The 16,705-nt window shown below is 69.6% G+C and carries 12 protein-coding genes; 6 read left to right on the forward strand and 6 right to left on the reverse strand.

The window, feature by feature from the left end; translation table 11 throughout:
• Nucleotides 1–26 precede the first annotated feature (26 nt).
• The 3 genes from ABZU91_RS31120 to ABZU91_RS31130 are packed head-to-tail and all read right to left on the reverse strand — an operon-like array spanning nt 27 to nt 3,082.
• The gene (locus ABZU91_RS31120; RefSeq protein ID WP_355248330.1) at nt 27–851 is read right to left on the reverse strand and encodes a carbohydrate ABC transporter permease; all 825 of its coding nucleotides are present in this window, start codon (nt 849–851) and stop codon (nt 27–29) included.
• Complete coding sequence (locus ABZU91_RS31125) at nt 848–1,819, reverse strand: sugar ABC transporter permease (protein WP_355248333.1); 972 nt, start codon at nt 1,817–1,819, stop codon at nt 848–850. Before ABZU91_RS31125 ends, ABZU91_RS31120 begins: the two co-directional genes overlap by 4 nt.
• 18 nt (nt 1,820–1,837) lie before the next feature.
• On the reverse strand, nt 1,838–3,082 hold the full coding sequence (locus tag ABZU91_RS31130; RefSeq protein ID WP_355248336.1) for an extracellular solute-binding protein: 1,245 nt from the start codon (nt 3,080–3,082) through the stop codon (nt 1,838–1,840).
• A 299-nt stretch (nt 3,083–3,381) separates the two neighbouring features.
• Between ABZU91_RS31130 and ABZU91_RS31135 the strand changes: the two genes are divergently transcribed.
• A complete protein-coding gene (locus ABZU91_RS31135; RefSeq protein ID WP_355248339.1) occupies nt 3,382–5,217 on the forward strand; it encodes an RICIN domain-containing protein in 1,836 nt (611 codons plus the stop codon).
• Between the two features lie 190 nt (nt 5,218–5,407).
• Complete coding sequence (locus tag ABZU91_RS31140) at nt 5,408–7,009, forward strand: arabinofuranosidase catalytic domain-containing protein (RefSeq protein ID WP_355248342.1); 1,602 nt, start codon at nt 5,408–5,410, stop codon at nt 7,007–7,009.
• 6 nt (nt 7,010–7,015) lie between these two features.
• Here ABZU91_RS31140 and ABZU91_RS31145 read toward each other — a convergent pair whose 3' ends face one another.
• Complete coding sequence (locus ABZU91_RS31145) at nt 7,016–7,633, reverse strand: TetR family transcriptional regulator (protein WP_355248345.1); 618 nt, start codon at nt 7,631–7,633, stop codon at nt 7,016–7,018.
• A gap of 173 nt (nt 7,634–7,806) precedes the next feature.
• Between ABZU91_RS31145 and ABZU91_RS31150 the strand changes: the two genes are divergently transcribed.
• Nucleotides 7,807–9,447, forward strand: coding sequence for an MDR family MFS transporter (locus ABZU91_RS31150; RefSeq protein WP_355248348.1), 1,641 nt, complete (start codon nt 7,807–7,809; stop codon nt 9,445–9,447).
• Between the two features lie 121 nt (nt 9,448–9,568).
• Here the strand turns inward: ABZU91_RS31150 and ABZU91_RS31155 are convergent, their stop codons facing one another.
• Entirely contained in the window at nt 9,569–10,138 is a 570-nt protein-coding gene (locus ABZU91_RS31155) for a hypothetical protein (RefSeq protein WP_355248351.1), read from the reverse strand.
• A 357-nt stretch (nt 10,139–10,495) separates the two neighbouring features.
• Here ABZU91_RS31155 and ABZU91_RS31160 point away from each other — a divergent pair, with 357 nt between their 5' ends.
• Nucleotides 10,496–11,845 (forward strand): PHB depolymerase family esterase, encoded by a 1,350-nt coding sequence (locus ABZU91_RS31160; RefSeq protein ID WP_355248354.1) that lies wholly within the window; start codon nt 10,496–10,498, stop codon nt 11,843–11,845.
• 142 nt (nt 11,846–11,987) lie between these two features.
• Here ABZU91_RS31160 and ABZU91_RS31165 read toward each other — a convergent pair whose 3' ends face one another.
• Complete coding sequence (locus tag ABZU91_RS31165) at nt 11,988–13,496, reverse strand: arabinofuranosidase catalytic domain-containing protein (RefSeq protein ID WP_355248357.1); 1,509 nt, start codon at nt 13,494–13,496, stop codon at nt 11,988–11,990.
• A 638-nt stretch (nt 13,497–14,134) separates the two neighbouring features.
• Here ABZU91_RS31165 and ABZU91_RS31170 point away from each other — a divergent pair.
• Nucleotides 14,135–14,623 carry a hypothetical protein gene (locus ABZU91_RS31170; RefSeq protein ID WP_355248360.1) on the forward strand — a complete coding sequence of 163 codons (489 nt, stop codon included), beginning with the start codon at nt 14,135–14,137 and terminating at the stop codon, nt 14,621–14,623.
• Nucleotides 14,624–14,626: 3 nt separating this feature from the next.
• Nucleotides 14,627–16,705: FtsK/SpoIIIE domain-containing protein (locus tag ABZU91_RS31175; protein WP_355248363.1), on the forward strand; the 2,079-nt coding region annotated here is incomplete at its 3' end.

The raw sequence follows: 16,705 nt of genomic DNA on the forward strand, positions 1-16,705 counted from the left end.
CGACTGCCTTTCTGTGGTGCGGGTGGTCAGTCCTTGACGGCGCCGGCGGTCACGCCCATCGAGACGTACCGCTGGGCCAGGATCAGCAGGACGGCTGCGGGGACGGAGGCGACGACGGCGGTGGCCATGATGGCGTTCCACTGCTGGTTGTTGTTGCCGATGTAGTGGTAGATGCCGAGGGTGATCGGCTGGTGGTCACCGCCGCCGGCCAGGGTCGAGGCGAAGATGAAGTCCGACCAGGACCACAGGAACGCGAACAGTGACACCGTGACGATCGAGTTGCGGCTGACCGGCAGCACGATCGACCAGAAGGTGCGCAGTCGACTCGCGCCGTCGACCACGGCGGCCTGGAGCAGTTCGTCGGGAATGCCGGACATGAAGGCCGTGAAGATCAGTACGGCGAACGGCACCGCGAGTGTGGTGTCGGCCAGGATCAGGCCGGGCAGCGTGTTGAGGACGCCGAGGGTGAGGTAGATGGCGTAGAAGCCCATCGCCATGATGATCCCCGGGATCATCTGGGCGATCAGCAGCAGGAAACTCAGCGCCGGGCCGCCGGGTGGCCGCAGCTTCGCGAGCGCGTACCCGGCGGGGGCGGCGAGCGCCACGGTCAGCGCCACCGTCCCGAGCCCGACCACGAAACTGGTGCCCAGGTAGGGCAGCTGCTGGTCGAGGACGGCCCGGTAGCCGTCCAGCGTGCCGTTGGTCGGGAACAGGTGCGGCGGGCTCGCCCGCATGTCCTGGTCCCTGGTGAACGACACGTTGATCATCCAGTAGACGGGAAAGAGCATCAGCCCGGTCAGGACCAGGCCGACGAGGGTCTTCCACCAGACCCGGCGCGGTGACGTGATCATCCTAGGTGCTGCCTCCGTTGGAACCGGATGTAGAAGAGCCCGGCGATCAGCGCCAGCACGATGAGCAGGTTGCCGACGGCCGCCCCCGGCCCGAACTCGGGCAGCAGGTTGCCGAAGCCGAGACGGTACGACCAGGTGGCGAGCGTGGCCGACGAGCTGGTCGGGCCGCCCCGGGTCATGATCCAGATGATGTCGAAGACCTTGAGCGTGTAGATCAGCCCCAGCAGCAGCGTGATCGCGGAGACCGGGCGCAGCAGCGGGAACGTGATCGACCAGAACCGTTGCCAGCCGGTCGCGCCGTCGAGCGCGGACGCCTCGTACACCTCGACCGGAATCGCCTGAAGGCCGCTGTAGAGCACCACCAGGTTGAACGGGATGCCGATCCAGATGTTGGCGATGATCACCGAGGTGAGCGACCAGGTCGGCGAGGTGAGCCAGTTGACCGGGTCGATCCCGACGACGCCGAGCGCGGCGTTGACCAGGCCGGAGTCGCTGTTGAGCAGCCACGACCAGGTCGAGGCGGACACGATCAGCGGCAGCAGCCACGGCACGAGGATCAGCGCCCGCAGGGTGGCCGACAGCGGGAAGTGTTGGCGGAAGAAGAGCGCCAGGGCCATGCCGATGCCGAACTGGAAGACGAGCGACGCGCCGGTGAAGACCAGGGTGTGCGTCAACGTCGGCCAGAACGCCGGGTCGGTCAGGACGGTGCGGTAGTTGTCCAGGCCGGCGAAGGGTGCGCCACCCTGCACGAACGACCGGACGGTGTACTCGCGCAGGCTCAGCTCGACGTTGCGATAGAGCGGGTAGGCGTAGAAGGCCAGCAGGTAGAGGACCGTCGGTGCCAGGAAGCCCCATCCCAGCCATCGTCCGGGCCGGCGGGTGCGAGGCGCGGCAGAGCCGGGTGGGGCGGCGTCGGCCGCCCCACCGTCGCTCCGCGTGGTACTGGAGTTCTGCGTCGTGTGGGTCATGTCGTCGATTCGGCGCGCTTACTTGCTCGCGGCCGTCGCCTGGGCGGCGGTCAGCGCCTCCTGCGGCGACTTCCCGCCGCTCAGGGCCGCCTGCACGGCGGTCCACAGGGGCTCGGAGATCTTCGGGTACTTCGTGCCCAGGTTGTCGCCGGTGCGACCCTTCGCCGCCCGGACCGCCTCGACCCAGACCTTGAGCTTGGGATTCTCGGTGGCCTGCCGGTCCTGGACGGCGGCCACCGGCGCGACGTAGGAGAGCGTGGTGTCCGTGGTGAGGAGGTTGTCGGCGCTGGTCAGGCAGGTGACGAGCTTCTGCGACGTCGCGTAGCGGCCCGTCTTGCGCTGCACGGGGATCGAGACGAACTCACCGCCGGTCGGCGCCGGGGCCGGTCCACCCGCGCTGGCCGGGATCGCGATCGTGCCGTACGAGAAGCCGAGCTTCTCCGCGTTGGCGAGCTGCCAGGTGCCGTTCTCGGCGAATGCGAAATCGCCGGTGGCGAACTCCTGCCAACTCGTGGTCTGGGTGTTGTTGATGACGGAGTTCGGAGCGAGCCCCTGCTTGAGCCAGCCCGTCCACAGCGCCAGCGCGGACACCGCCTGCGCCGAGTCGAGGCTGGTCAACTGCGCGCCCGATCCCCAGAACCAGGGCAGGAACTGGAAGCTGCCCTCCTCGGTGCCGATCGCGGAGAAGGTGATGCCCTTCTTGCCCTTGGCCTTGACCTTCGTCAAAGCCGTGGTCAGCGACGTCCAGTCCGTGACCGAGGCCGGGTCGACGCCGGCGGCGGTCAGCAGGTCTTTGTTGTAGTAGAGCGCGAGGGTGTTGGCGCCGATCGGCACCCCGTACGTCTTGCCGGCGCTCTGGCCGGCGCCGAGCAGGTTCTTCTCCATGCTCGACGTGTCCAGCTTGTTCTCCTCGGTCGTGGTGAGCGCGCCGGCCTCGGCCAGGGTCGAGATGACCGGGTTGTCGACGATCAGCACGTCCGGCGAGTTGCCCTGCTGGGCCGCGAGCAGCGCCTTGTTGGTCAGGTCGGTGGTGTCGTAGCCGGTCCGCTCGACCGTCACGCCCGCCGAGGTTCCGCACTTCTTGAGCAGGGCGACCCAGTCGGAGTCGTCGGCGAACTGCGGGTACGGGTCCCAGACGAGGTAGGCGCCGCCGTCGTCGCCGCCGGAGCCCCCGGACGACGACGAGCAGGCGCTGGTCGTCACGGCGGCGAGTGCTATCAGGGCCACGGCGGCCAGTCGCCGCCGTCGGTTGAGTCGTGTCATGTGCTGCCTCACTTCAACTCGATCGGGTGGTGGGGTGTCGTGGGTTGACCGTCGCGGGCCGGAGCACGTCCGACCATGAGGCGAACCGATTCGACGAAACGGTTCGCACGAAGATAGGACCGTCCGCGCTCGGAGGTCAAGGGTGGTTGCCACGCCCGTCAGGTAGCGCTGGGAAACACCCGCTTCACCGGAGCGTCATTTCATTGACATGAGTGAGTCTCCGACCTACGATCCGAGCGAATCGATTCGCAAGCGCAGCCCTCCGGAGAGCGTCCCCGCGCCCCACCAAGGAGCCGCCCGTGAAAACCCCGTCCCGCAGCAGGCCCGGCCGAGCGCACGCGCTCGTCGCCCGACTCGTCGTCGGCCTGCTCGCCGCCACCACGGCCGTCACCGTCGCCGCGTCCCCCGCCCAGGCCGCCGACGAGTCGATAAGCGTGAACTTCTCCACGACCACCGGCACGCCGACCTACCGTGCGTCCGGCTGGATCTACGGCATGACCGAGAACGCCAGTGGCCCACCCGACCACTTCTACCGCGACGTCAACTTCCGCTACATGCGGGCCGGCGGCGCGCAACTGCCCGGCAGTGGCTGGGTCGGCGGAAACTACGACCGCCGCTGGAACGCCACCCTCGCCCAGGCGCGCCGGACCGCCGCCCTCGGCGGGCAGTTCATCCTGCTGCCGCACGACCTGTGGGGTGCCGACGGCGCCGGCATCTCGCGCTTTCCCGGCGACAACGGCAACTGGACGGACTACGACAACTTCCTGAACCGCGTCATCGGCGACGTCCGGGCGTCCGGGCTGACCGTGCAGTGGGACATCTGGAACGAACCCAACATCACCATCTTCTGGAACCGGCCGATCTCCCAGTACCTCGAACTCTGGCGACGCACGTACCAGCGGCTCCGCACGGAGTTCCCCAACCAGCTCATCGTCGGGCCGAGCTGCGCCTGCGTGCCGTCGACCTCGCACGCGTTCTGGAACCAGTACCTCGACTTCGTCCGCTCGACGAACACCGTGCCGGACATCATCAGCTGGCACTCCCTGCCGGGTGACCCGGTCGCCAACGTCGCGGCCGCCAACGCCACACTCGATCCGCGCGGCATCCCGCATCCCCGTCCTTACCAGATCAACGAGTACGGGGCGTCCAACGAGCAGAACCCCGCCGACGGCGCCTGGTACATCTCGCGTCTGGAGCGCGCCGGGGCGGACGGTCTGCGGGCCAACTGGGCCAGCGCCGGCAACCTGCACAACGACCTCGGCAACCTGCTGGTCCGCAACTCGGCCGGTCAGCACCAGCCCAAGGGGGAGTGGTGGGTCTACCGCTACTACGCCTCCCAGGCAGGGCAGATCGTGGCGGTGACCGGCAGCCAGTCCTACGACGCGTACGCCACGAAGGCGAGCGGGGTGGCGAAGGTCCTGGTCGGCGGCGGTCGTACGACCGGGAACCTGGCCGTCAACCTGCAACGTCTCGACACGACGAGTGGCGTGGTGCAGAACAACCAGGTGCGGGTGCTCACGCAGCGCATCCCGTACAACAACGGTGGCGCGGTGCAGGGACCGGTCACGGTCTCGAACACCGTCGTCAACCTGTCCAACAACAACGCCACGGTGACGCTGCCGTACGGCAACCAGAACGACACGTACACGGTGACCCTGCTGCCGCCCTCCGACGCCGGCTTCCAGTCGGTGGCGGTCGCCCAGCACTCGCAGCAGTGCCTGGACAACACCAACCTGAGCACCGCCGACGGCAACGCGCAGCAGCAGTTCTACTGCGAGGGCGGTGACCAGCAGCTCTGGAACTTCCAGCCGGTCGCCGGCGTGGCCAACACGTACACGGTGGTCAACCAGCAGAGCGGCAAGTGCCTCGACGTCAGCGGCGCTTCCACCGCCAACTCCGCCGCGGTCATCCAGCGGACCTGCCAGAACGCCACGAACCAGCAGTTCGCCCTCCGGAAGGTGACCTACTCCGGCAACGATGCGCACGACTACCAACTCGTGGCCCGGCACAGTGGCAAGTGCGTCGACGTCAACGGGGTCTCCACGGCGGCCCGCGCGTCGGTCATCCAGTGGCCCTGCAACGCCGTCAGCCAGGGCAGCCCGCTGAACCAGACCTGGCGGATCTGGGGGCGGTAGGCAGCACGCGAGCCCCGGCGGTGGCCGCCGGCACGGGCGGCCACCGCCGGAATCCCGTCGACCGGGCTTTCATTGACACTGATCAAAACGCGCTCATACGATCGTCACGAATCGATTCGCCAGCCCCGCCACCACCTCCGCGGCGCGTCGGCACACCCCATGCGCTGCCACGACTCTCCAGGAGCATCCCGTGCGTACCCCGTCCCCCTCCGGGCCCGGCCTGGCCCGCGAACCCATCCCGAGACGTCGCCTCCCGCGCCTGGCCGTCCTGGCCGGCGCGGTGGCCGGCGCCCTCGTCCTCGTCACCGTCGGCGCGACGGCCGGTGCCTCGTCGTCCGCCGCGGAGGCCGCCGCCATGGCGGCGGCCATCGTGCCCGGGCAGAGCACCACGATCGTCGGCGTCCCGTCCGGTCGATGCGTCGAGGTTCCCAACTCCAGCACGACCAACGGCACTCAGGCCCAGCTGTGGGACTGCAACGGCGCGGCCGGTCAGACCTGGACCTGGACGTCGAGCAAGCAGCTCTCGGTGTACGGCAACAAGTGCCTGGACGCGTCCGGCCGAGGCACCACCAACGGCACGCAGGCGATCATCTGGGACTGCAACGGCCAGACCAACCAGCAGTGGAACGTCAACAGCAACGGCACCATCACCGGTGTGCAGTCGGGGCTGTGTCTCGACGCGAACGGCGCGGCCACCGCGAACGGCACCAAGCTGATCCTCTGGGCCTGCAACGGCGGCGCCAACCAACAGTGGACCTCGCCCACCGCCCCACCGACCACGACTCCGCCGACCACGACCCCACCGACGACGACCCCACCGCCGAGCGGCGCGCGCCCGTGCGACATCTACGCCTCCGGCGGCACCCCGTGCGTGGCGGCCCACAGCACGACGCGAGCCCTCTACGCGGCGTACGCCGGCAACCTCTACCAGGTCCGACGCTCGTCGGACAACACCACCCGCAACATCGGTCTGACCGGCACGGGCGGCACCGCCAACGCGGCGACGCAGGACTCGTTCTGCTCCGGCACGACCTGCGTGATCACTGTCGTGTTCGACCAGTCCGGGCGCGGCAACGACCTCTGGTACCAGGGGTCGAGCGTTGTTCCGGGCTCGCCGCAGAGCAGGCCGGCCACCGCGACCACCGAGTCCCTGACGGTGGGCGGCACCAAGGCGTACTCGCTCTACATCAACCCGGGTAACAGCTACTGGCGTGACGGGCACCTGACCGGCGTACCGACCGGTGCCGCGCCGGAGGGCATGTACATGGTCACCAGCGGTACGCACGTCAACAGTGGCTGCTGCTTCGACTACGGCAACAGCGAGACGACGCGTAAGGCCGACGCCGCTGGCGCGATGGACGCCATCAACTTCGGCAAGCAGTGCTGGTTCGGTGGCTGCTCCGGCAGCGGTCCGTGGGTGCAGGCCGACCTGGAGTGGGGTCTGTTCCCGGGTGGCAGCAGCTCGTGGAACCCGAACCAGCGGGCGTTCACCAGCAAGTTCGTCACGGCGACGTTGAAGAACAACGGCACGTCCCGCTTCGCGATGAAGGGCAGTGACGCGCAGTCGGGCAGCCTCTACACGCTGTGGGACGGCTCCCTGCCGTCCGGCTACAGCCCGATGAAGAAGCAGGGCGCGATCATCCTGGGCAGCGGCGGCGACTGCTGCAAGCCCGACGGAGGCGCGAACCTGAGCGCCGGAACGTTCTACGAAGGGGCCATGGTCGCGGGTTACCCGTCCGACGCGACCGAGAACGCGGTCCAGGCGAATGTGGTGGGCGCCGGCTACCGCTGACGCCGATCAGGACCTCGGCTCCCCCGCCGGCCCTGCGGCCGGCGGGGGAGCGACCTCGCTGAGCGCGGTTCGCACGATCTCCAGCAGGTCGTGGCCCGGGTGGTCGATCCAGTGCTGGATGGCGACGCGCAGGACGGCCAGGAAGGTAGCGGTCAACAGGCGGGCGCGCAGCGCCACCTCCGCACCGGTGAGACGCTGTGCGAGCTCGGCGGCCAACTCGCGCTCGATCGCGGTGTACGCCGCGACCTGGTGCGCGGCCAGGCCCGGATGCCCGCGCAACTGTCGACGTCGGGTCAGCCAACCGTGGTCGCGCTCGCGCGACGTCTCCGCGGTGAAGTGCTCGGCCGCCCGGCTCAGCACGGTCCACGGCGGCTCGCCGTCCGGCCGCTCACGCACCAACTGCAACAGTCGGCGCAGGCGCAGCGTGTCGCCGTAGAAGAGCGCCTCCTCCTTGTTGGAGAAGTAGTTCGAGAACGTCCGCCGGGAGACGTTGGCGGCGTCGGCGATCGCTTCGACCGTCACGCCGTCGGGGCCCTGCTCGGCGGCGAGGCGCAGGGCTGACTCGTGCAGGGCGAGGCGGGTGGCTGCCTTCTTGCGCTCCCGCAGGCCGGTGATCTCGTCCATCGCCGTCAGCGTACGTCGAGTGATCGGCTTCTCAATGGGCAAACTTGCCGAATGGGCAAGATCGGTAGATGCTTGCGTGAGGCAACCAACTCAGGTGTGCGGATGCCCGCTGCACGTCATCCGCGTACTCCTGGTTGTCGTTTCGGAACCCACGACAAGCGGGAGGCCGCGCGATGAGCGCACCCACCACCACGGCCGGCGCCGAGCCGATGAGCCATCGGCAGACCCTCGAGGCGCTCAGCGGTCTGCTGCTGGTGCTCTTCGTCGCGATGTTGAGCAGTACGGTCGTCTCGACCGCGCTTCCCAAGATCATCGGCGCGTTGAACGGCTCCCAGACCCAGTACACCTGGGTGGTCACCGCCACCCTGCTCACCGCGACGGCCACCACCCCGATCTGGGGCAAGCTGGCCGACCTGTTCAACAAGAAGCTCCTCATCCAGGTCGCCATCGTGGTCTTCCTGCTGGGCTCGGTCATCGCGGGCTTCTCGCAGAGCGCGGGTCAGCTCATCGCGGCCCGCGCGTTCCAGGGCATCGGGGTCGGCGGCCTCCAGGCGCTCGTCCAGGTGGCGATCGCCGCCATGATCCCGCCGCGCGAGCGGGGTCGCTACAACGGCTACCTCGGCGGCGTCATGGCGGTGGCGACAGTCGGTGGCCCGCTGCTCGGCGGACTCATCGTCGATACGTCCTGGCTCGGCTGGCGCTGGTGCTTCTTCGTGGGGGTGCCGGTCGCCGTCGTCGCGCTGATCCTGCTCCAGGTGACCCTGCACCTACCGACGTTCCGGCGGGACAACGTCAAGATCGACTACCTGGGTGCGAGCCTGATCGCCGCCGGCGTGAGCGTGCTGCTGATCTGGATCTCCTTCGTCGACAGCTCGTTCGCCTGGGTGTCGTGGCAGAGCGCGGCAATGGTGGTCGGCTCACTCCTCCTGCTCGCCCTGGCGGTCTGGGTCGAGTCGCGGGCGGCCGAGCCCGTCGTCCCGCTCAGCATCGTGCGTCAGCACACCACCGCCCTGGCCATCCTGGGCAGCCTCGCGGTCGGCATGGCCATGTTCGGCGGCGCGGTCTTCCTGGGTCAGTACTTCCAGATCGGCCGCGGTTACAGCCCGACGGAGGCCGGCCTGCTCACCATCCCGCTGATGGCCGGTGTCCTCGGCTCCTCGATCATCGCCGGCCGGCTGATCACCCGGACCGGCCGGATCAAGCCGTACATCGTCGCCGGCTCGATCATCCTCGTCGCCGGGTTCGGCCTGCTCGGCACCATCGACCACGAGACGTCTCTCGTGCTGGTCGGCATCGGCATGTTCATCGTCGGCACCGGCGTCGGCATGACCATGCAGAACCTCGTCCTCGCCGTCCAGAACACGGTGGCCCTCAAGGACATCGGCGCGGCCAGCTCCAGCGTCGCGTTCTTCCGGTCACTCGGCGGCGCCGTCGGCGTCTCGGTGCTCGGTGCGGTGCTCGCCCACCGGGTCACCGACCAGATCACGCGCGACCTGACCGCCGCCGGTATCCCCACCTCCGGCAGTGGCGGCGACAGCAACCTCAACATCACCGCGCTGCCGGACGGGGTTCAGCACATCGTGCGGGCCGCGTACGGCGACGCCACCGGACACATCTTCCTCATCTCGGCGGCCATCGGGGTGGTCGGCGTCATCGCCGCGCTCCTGCTCAGGCCGGTGACCCTGCGGACCAGTCTCGACCTGCCGGACGCGGCCACGTCGGTCGCGGTGGCCGCCGACGCGGTCGACGGGGCACCCGCGATCGACCAGGTATCCACGGAGGCCGCGTCGAAGGTCGCACCCGAGCGGCGCTGACGTCCGACGCACCAAAGGGCCGCCACCGTCACGGACGGTGGCGGCCCTTTCGCGACAGGCGCTGTCCGCGTCGACGTCCCCGACCGGCCCGGTGACCCGTCGGCGCCGACCGCGCGGGACGTCAGCCCACCGGTACGCCGTGCTCGCGCTCGGTGAACAGGTCGATGTCGCGCGGGCCCAGCTTGACGACCCGGCGGGCGTGCAGGGCGAGGTGCCGACGTGCCTCGCCGAGGCGGCGGCTGGCGATGGTCATCTCGTCCGACGCCTCGAACGGTTCCCTGCCGCTGGCCTGCAACGCGGCGGCCAGTACGGCGTTGTACGCGGTCATGAGCCCGTTGGCCAGAGCGACGCCGTCCTGGTCCGCGCGCGTCCAGATCTCCGACCAGGCGGCCTCCACGGTGGTCATGTCCCGGGTCAGCCAGTCGTGCAGCGCCATCGGCCCCAGCGGTTTGTGCCCGCCGAGCAGGCCGTTGCCCGCCTCCGGCAGACCCGACCGCCAGTACCCGGTCTGCCGCAACGCCTCGGCCTTGTGCGCGAGGCGCAGCGCGCCGGACAGCACCAGGACGTACGCCCGCTGAAGCTCGGCCCGCTCGCGCTGCCGCCGCTTGACCCGGCTGTGCACCCACACCACGAGCAGTGAGGCGAAGGCGGTGATCGCGGAGCCGAGCAGAGCGGCCAGGGTTGAGTTCACGCCGACATGATGCCTGCCGCCGATCGGCGTCGCCGCGCGGGCTGACACCTCGACAGGCGCGCCGGTCGAGCGCTCACGCCACCTTCGACACGGCTTGACGAACAGGATGTTATCGCTCACAGTCGATGTCGAGGACGACAGCATCGACGGCTCACCGGGCGAGCCACCGCTTCGGACCTCGCACTCCCGACGTCCCCCAGGGCATGTGGACGTCGCTTCAGGACCTGTCAACAGCCGCCGGCAACGCGCGGCCGACGTCGCACGCTCCCGTGGACGTCTCCCGGACGACCGGTCCGGACGTCCTTCCCGTGCGGCACCTCCACCACCCCGCTGCCACCAACCAAGAAGGAACCGCCCATGAGAACGAGGTTCGCACTGCTGGCCGCCGCACTGGCGACGGCTCTGGCGACGATGACGGCCGTGGTCACGGTCGCCACCCCGGCGTCGGCCGCGACGCTCACCCAGGTGACCAACTTCGGCACCAATCCGACGAACCTGCAGATGCACCTGTACGTGCCGGACCGGGTGGCGGCCCGCCCGGCTCTCCTGCTCGCCCTGCACTACTGCACCGGCAGCGGCCCGGCCGTACACAGCGGGTTCGGACTCAGCACGCTGGCCGACCGCTACGGCTACATCGTGATCTACCCGTCCGTCACCCGGAGCAGCAAGTGCTGGGACGTCTCCTCCCCGCAGGCTCTGCGGCGTGACGGTGGCAGCGACCCGGTCGGCCTCAAGTCCATGATCGATTACGTCCGGAGCCGCTACCCGGTCGACCCGGACCGTATCGGTGTCGCCGGCTTCTCCTCGGGCGCCATGATGACCAACGTGATGGTCGGTCTCTACCCGGACCTGTTCAACGCCGGAGTCAGCTCCTCCGGCGTCCCGTTCGGCTGCTTCGCCACCACGAACGGCGCCGAGTGGAACAGCGAGTGCTCCGGCGGGCGGATCGTCAGAACCCCGCAGCAGTGGGGCGATCTGGTGCGCAACGCGTACCCCGGCTACACGGGCAAGCGTCCCCGGTTCCAGATCTGGCACGGCACCACGGACACCACGCTGAGCTACGTCAACTTCGGCGAGCAGATCAAGCAGTGGACCAACGTGCAGGGTGTCTCCCAGACCCCGAGCTACACCGACTACCCGCAGACCAGTGCCACCCGCACCCGCTACGGGGGCACCGGCGGCACCGCGCCGGTCGAGGCGATCAGCTTCCAGGGCTACGGCCACTCCATCCCGTTCGACGCCGCGCAGGCCATCCGGTTCCTCGGCTTCGACACCACCGGCGCGACGACGCCGCCCCCGACGACCACGCCCCCGGGTGGCACGACCGGTCCGTTGCGCAACTCCGCCGCCAGCCGCTGTCTGGACGTCCCGGCGCAGTCCCGGACGAACGGCACCCAGGTGGCGCTGTGGGACTGCAACTCCGGCGTCAACCAGCAGTGGGCCGCGACCGCGAGCCGGCAGCTCCAGGTGTACGGCAACAAGTGCCTCGACGCCGAGGGCGCTGGGACGACCGCGGGAACCCGGGTGATCATCTGGGACTGCACCGGTGGAACCAACCAGCAGTGGAACCTCAACACCGACGGCTCCGTCACCGGTGTGCAGTCCGGTCTGTGCCTCTCGCCGAACGCCGGTGGGACGGCCAACAGCACCCAGGTGGTGCTCGCCGCCTGCAACGGCGGCAACAGTCAGAAGTGGACGCGCGGCTGAGGTCGTACCCGATGAATGCGGGCGGGCGCGCGGCCTGAATGCCTCGGGCGGCCCGGCCCGGGACCACTCCCGGGCCGGGCCGTGTGGGCGTGTGCGCCCGCTCGTGGCCGCCGTCGTGCGCTGCGGCGGCGGCCACGCACTCTCAGCGGTAGCCGGCGGCGACGATGTTCGCCTGCACCGCGTTCTCGGTCGCGTCGGACGGGTAGCCGGCGACCATGGCGCCCTCGTAGAAGGTGCCGACGCTCTGGTTGGAGTTGTCGATGCAGCAGTCGCCACCGCTGCCCAGGATGATGGCGCCCTGCTTCCTCATCGGGTTGTAGCCCGAGGGCAGCGAGCCGTCCCAGAGCGTGTAGAGGTTTCCGGACTGGGCGTTGCTGCCCTTGATGGCGAAGCGCGTCGTGCCGTTGTTCTTCAGCGTCGCGGTGACGAACTTGCTGTTGAATGCCCGCTGGTTGGGGTTCCACGAGCTGCTGCCGCCCGGGAACAGTCCCCACTCCAGGTCGGCCTGCACCCAGGGGCCGCTGCCCGAGCAGCCACCGAACCAGCAGCTCGTGCCGAAGTAGATGGCGTCCATCGTGCCTCGGCCGTCGGCGCGGCGGGTGGTCTCGCTGTTGCCGTAGTCGAAGCAGCAGCCGCTGTTGACGTGCGTACCGCTGGTGACCATGTACATGCCCTCGGGTGCGGCGCCGGTCGGGATGCCGGTCAGGTGCCCGTCACGCCAGTAGCTGCTGTTGCCGTTGATGTAGAGCGAGTAGACCCTGTTTCCGCCGACAGTCAACGACTCCCGGGTCGCGACCGCGGGCTGTACGGCGCCCCCGATGCCCCCGGCTCCCTGGTAGCCGAGGTTGTTGCCGCGCCCCGACTGGTCGTAGATCACCGTGATGACGCACGTGGTGTTGGCGCAGAAACTGTCCTGGGTCGTGGAGTTGGCCCGCCCGCCCGCGCTGAGCACGCCGATGTTGCGGGTGGTGTTGTCCGACGAACGGCGGACCTGGTAGAGCGAGCCGTTGTAGGAGGCGTACAGGGCGCGGGTGGTGCTGTGCGCCGCGACGCAGGGAGTGCCGCCCGCCGTGTAGATGTCGCAGGGCAGTGTCGTGGTCGGCGGCGGGGTGGTGGGTGGCGGAGTCGTCGGCGGCGGCGTGGTGGGTGGTGGCGTCGTCGGTGGCGGGGTGGTGGGAGGCGGCGTGGTGGGAGGCGGCGTGGTCGGCGGCGGCGTGGTCGGGTCCACCACGCCGTTGCAGGTCGTGCCGTTGAGGACGAAGGAGGTCGGCGTCGGGTTGCTGCCGGTCCAACTGCCGTTGAAGCCGAAGCTCGTGCTGCCGTTGGTGGGGATGCTGGCGTTGTAGGCGACGTTGGTGACGGTGAGCTGGCTACCCGCCTGTGTGTAGCTGCCGTTCCAGAGCTGGGTGACGGTCTGACCGGCGGCGAAGTTCCAGGTCAGTCGCCATCCGTTGACGGCGTCCCCCAGGTTGGTGATGGTGACGTTGGCACCGAAGCCGTCCTGCCACTGCGAGTTGACCGCGTAGGTGACCTGGCACCCGGCCGCGGCCGCCGAGGCGCCGGTCTGGATGGTGGCGGCGCCGGTGAGCACGAGTGTGGCGGCCACGGCGGCGAGCGCCGGACGCCGGTGGCGGAGTTGTCTGAGTCGCACGTGCTCTCCTTGACGGTGAGAGGTGGGGGTGTGCTGGACCGCGACCCGTTCCCCCTGCTCGGGCCCGGACTCTGAGCAGGGGGAACGGCGGGACGTGGCCCGGTCCGCGGGCGCGTACGGCGATTCCCGAGCTGTCCGGCGCCGGGCAGGCGCGTGCGGACGGTGTGGTCGGCGGACCACGGGAGACGGGTACGCGGCGTTACGGTCGCCGCCCACGACCCGGCCCGGGGGCGCGGCGGTCGGCGGTGACGGTGGCTGTGGTGTGGAGCAGACGCGCGGGGGCAGATGGACGACCACGGCTCCTGGCCGCAGGGGGTGATGCCGACCCGGGGGCGCCCGTGGTCAGGCATCCATCGTCCGGCCCTCGGCGCGGGTCGCCCGGTGGTGATCTCGGGCCGTCCCGTGCCGGCCACGCTCCACCTGCCCGCGCCGCGAACGACGTCGACCGCGCAACCAGGACCAGCAGGTAGAGGGCCTAGTGACGGTCAGTTATCAACGGCCGTCGTTACGTTAGCGTTAACAGGCCGCCCTGTCCATAGACGACCGTCGGTTGATCTGCCCCCCGTCGTCCGGGCCCACGGGCCGCCGCTCCTGTTCGGGGAATGAGCGAGGTGCCGGCTTGGTGTTGAATGTGGAGGGTGGGCGGACGGGTGCCGGAAGGGGTGGCGACGGTGGAGCTGACGATGGTCGTGGAACCGGAGCACCCGATGCCCGCCGAACGACTCGACACCCTCACCCAGGGGCTCGCCGAGGACCTGCGGGCGGTCTCCCGGATACGGGTGACCCCGGCGTCCGGTCCCGTACCCGGTCCGGGGACGAAGTCACCCGAGGCGTGGGAGCTGGGAATGCTGGTGGTGGGTGGTCTCTTCTCGGCCACCACGATGCGCGCGATCGTCCAGGTCGCGATCGCCTACACCGAACGGACCAGAGCGCGGTCGATCACCGTACGCAGCGGCGAGACCGAGTTGGTGATCACGGGAAGCACCCGGATCGACGATCCACTCCTCGTCGCCGAGCTGGCGCGGATCATCCGGACGCCGCACCGGCCCGACGCGGCCCTCGCCTCGTCCGGCTCCGAGCAGGCGGTGATCGCCCCGGGCGAGCGCCGCGGCGGTGACGGGAGGTAGACGATGGGACAGCGCCTGGCTCTGCTCATCGCCAACGACCGCTACATCGACGACTCGTTGGCCGACCTCTACGCGCCGCGAGAGGAGGCTCGTGACCTGCAGAGTCTGCTGGCCGACGCCAACATCGGGGCCTTCGACCGCACGGTGCTGCTGGAGAACGAGTCGAAGAGCTCGGTGGAGCGCACCATGGAGACGATGCTGCGCAGCGCCGGGCCGGAAGACCTGATCCTGCTCTACTTCTCCGGGCACGGTATCCGCCGCGGCAAGCGGGGCCGGCTCTACCTGGCGGTCGCCAACACCGAGGTCGACTGCCTGTCGTCGACGTCGATATCCGCGTCCTTCGTGCACGAGTTGCTCGACGAGTCCGAGGCCGCCAGTTCGGTCCTCCTGCTCGACTGCTGCTACAGCGGTGCCTTCGACCAGGCCAAGTCTCCGGCGGATCTCGATCTCGACGGGGAGCTGAAGACCGGTGACGGCCGCTACGTCATCACCGCGACGAACGCCGTCGAGCGCGCCGTCGACGGGCAACCGGCAACGGCCGCCACGCCCCGGCAACGCTCCGCCTTCACCGAGACGATCATCGAGGGCCTGAGCACCGGCGCCGCCGACCTGACCGGTCGGGGCCGGATCACCCCCGAGGACCTGTGGCGGTACGTGCAGTTGGAGCTGCCCAAGCGGACGACCGAGCAGTCGCCGTGCCAGTTCGGCCGCGCGAGCAGCGAGGTGCACATCGCGTTGTCCCGCGACGGCCATCACCGGCCGCGCGATCCGCGCGACCCTCGCGATCCGCGTCTCGGTGATCTGCTGGGCCCGTTGCGGGCCCGGGACGACGTGAAGCTGTGCGCCGTCGAGTGGCGTCAGCGTGGGCCGCTCACGGTGCCGGTCGGCCTGCACCATCGCCTCGACCAGCCGAGCGGGGAACCGGTCACGCTCGATCTCGCCTCGTCGGAGGGGCACCTGCTGATCGTGGGGCGTCCCGGGATGGGCAAGACCACCCTGCTCCGTACGATCATCAGTGGGCTCGCGCTCACCCACTCGGCCGACGAGGTCGTGTTCCACTGCCTCGAATCGGGTGGCAACTGGCTCGGCCCGATGCGGAAGCTGCCGCACGTCGAGACGGTCCTGGGCGACGACCAGGTGGTCGAGCTGGGCAAGCTGCTGAGCCAGCTCGAGGACGACGTGCTGCGACGCAAGCGCCTGTTCCGTGAGCACGAGTTGGAGTCACCGGCCAGTCTCCGGGCGCGACGCGGCAGCCTGGACGAGGGCCCGCAGCCGGACATCTTCCTCGTCGTGGACCGATGGCAGGACTTCGTCGCGCTGCAACCCGACTTCACCGGGCGGGTCGTCGAGCTGGCCAACAAGGGCCTGGGGTACGGGTTCCACCTCGCTGTGGTCGAGCGCAGTTGGCGGTCCATTCCGCAGGAGCTGATCGAGCTGCCGCAGCTGCGGATCGAGACCCGCCTGTCGGATCCGCGGGAGTCGAGGGTCGACCCGGACCATGCCGCCCGCCTGCCTCTGTCGATGCCCGGTTGGGCCATCCAGGGGCGGCGCACGTTCCGCATCGCCCTTCCCGAGTTGACCGTGACCGACGTCGACCCCGACCTCGGTGCGGAGTTCGGCGTCGCGGTCTCCAACGGCGCGACGCCGATGATCTCCATGATCGCCCAGGCGTGGGGGCTGCCGCCGGTGTCCCGGGACTCCTCGGGTGCGCGAGCCGCCTGGGAGTCCCGGGACGAGGCGTTGGAGATCCTCGGATTCGCCGACTACGCAGCGCTTGCGGCCTTCGAGGGCGCTGCCGCCACCGCGAGTTCGGAGCAGCACCTCCGGGTACCCATCGGGTTCGAGCTGGACGGGCAGCCCGTCGTGCTGGACCTGAAGGAGTCGGCCCGGGCGGGGATGGGACCGCACGGCCTGCTCATCGGCGCGACCGGCTCCGGCAAGAGCGAGTTGCTACGGACGATCGTCGCGGCGCTGGCGACGCGCCACCCGTCGGAGGAGCTGAACTTCGTCCTGGTGGACTTCAAGGGTGGCGCGACGTTCGCCTCGTTGGAGGCGTTGCCGCACACCAGCGCGGTGATCACG

Origin of the sequence: Micromonospora sp. NPDC005174 (assembly GCF_040608495.1) — a bacterium.
Lineage (GTDB): Bacteria > Actinomycetota > Actinomycetes > Mycobacteriales > Micromonosporaceae > Micromonospora.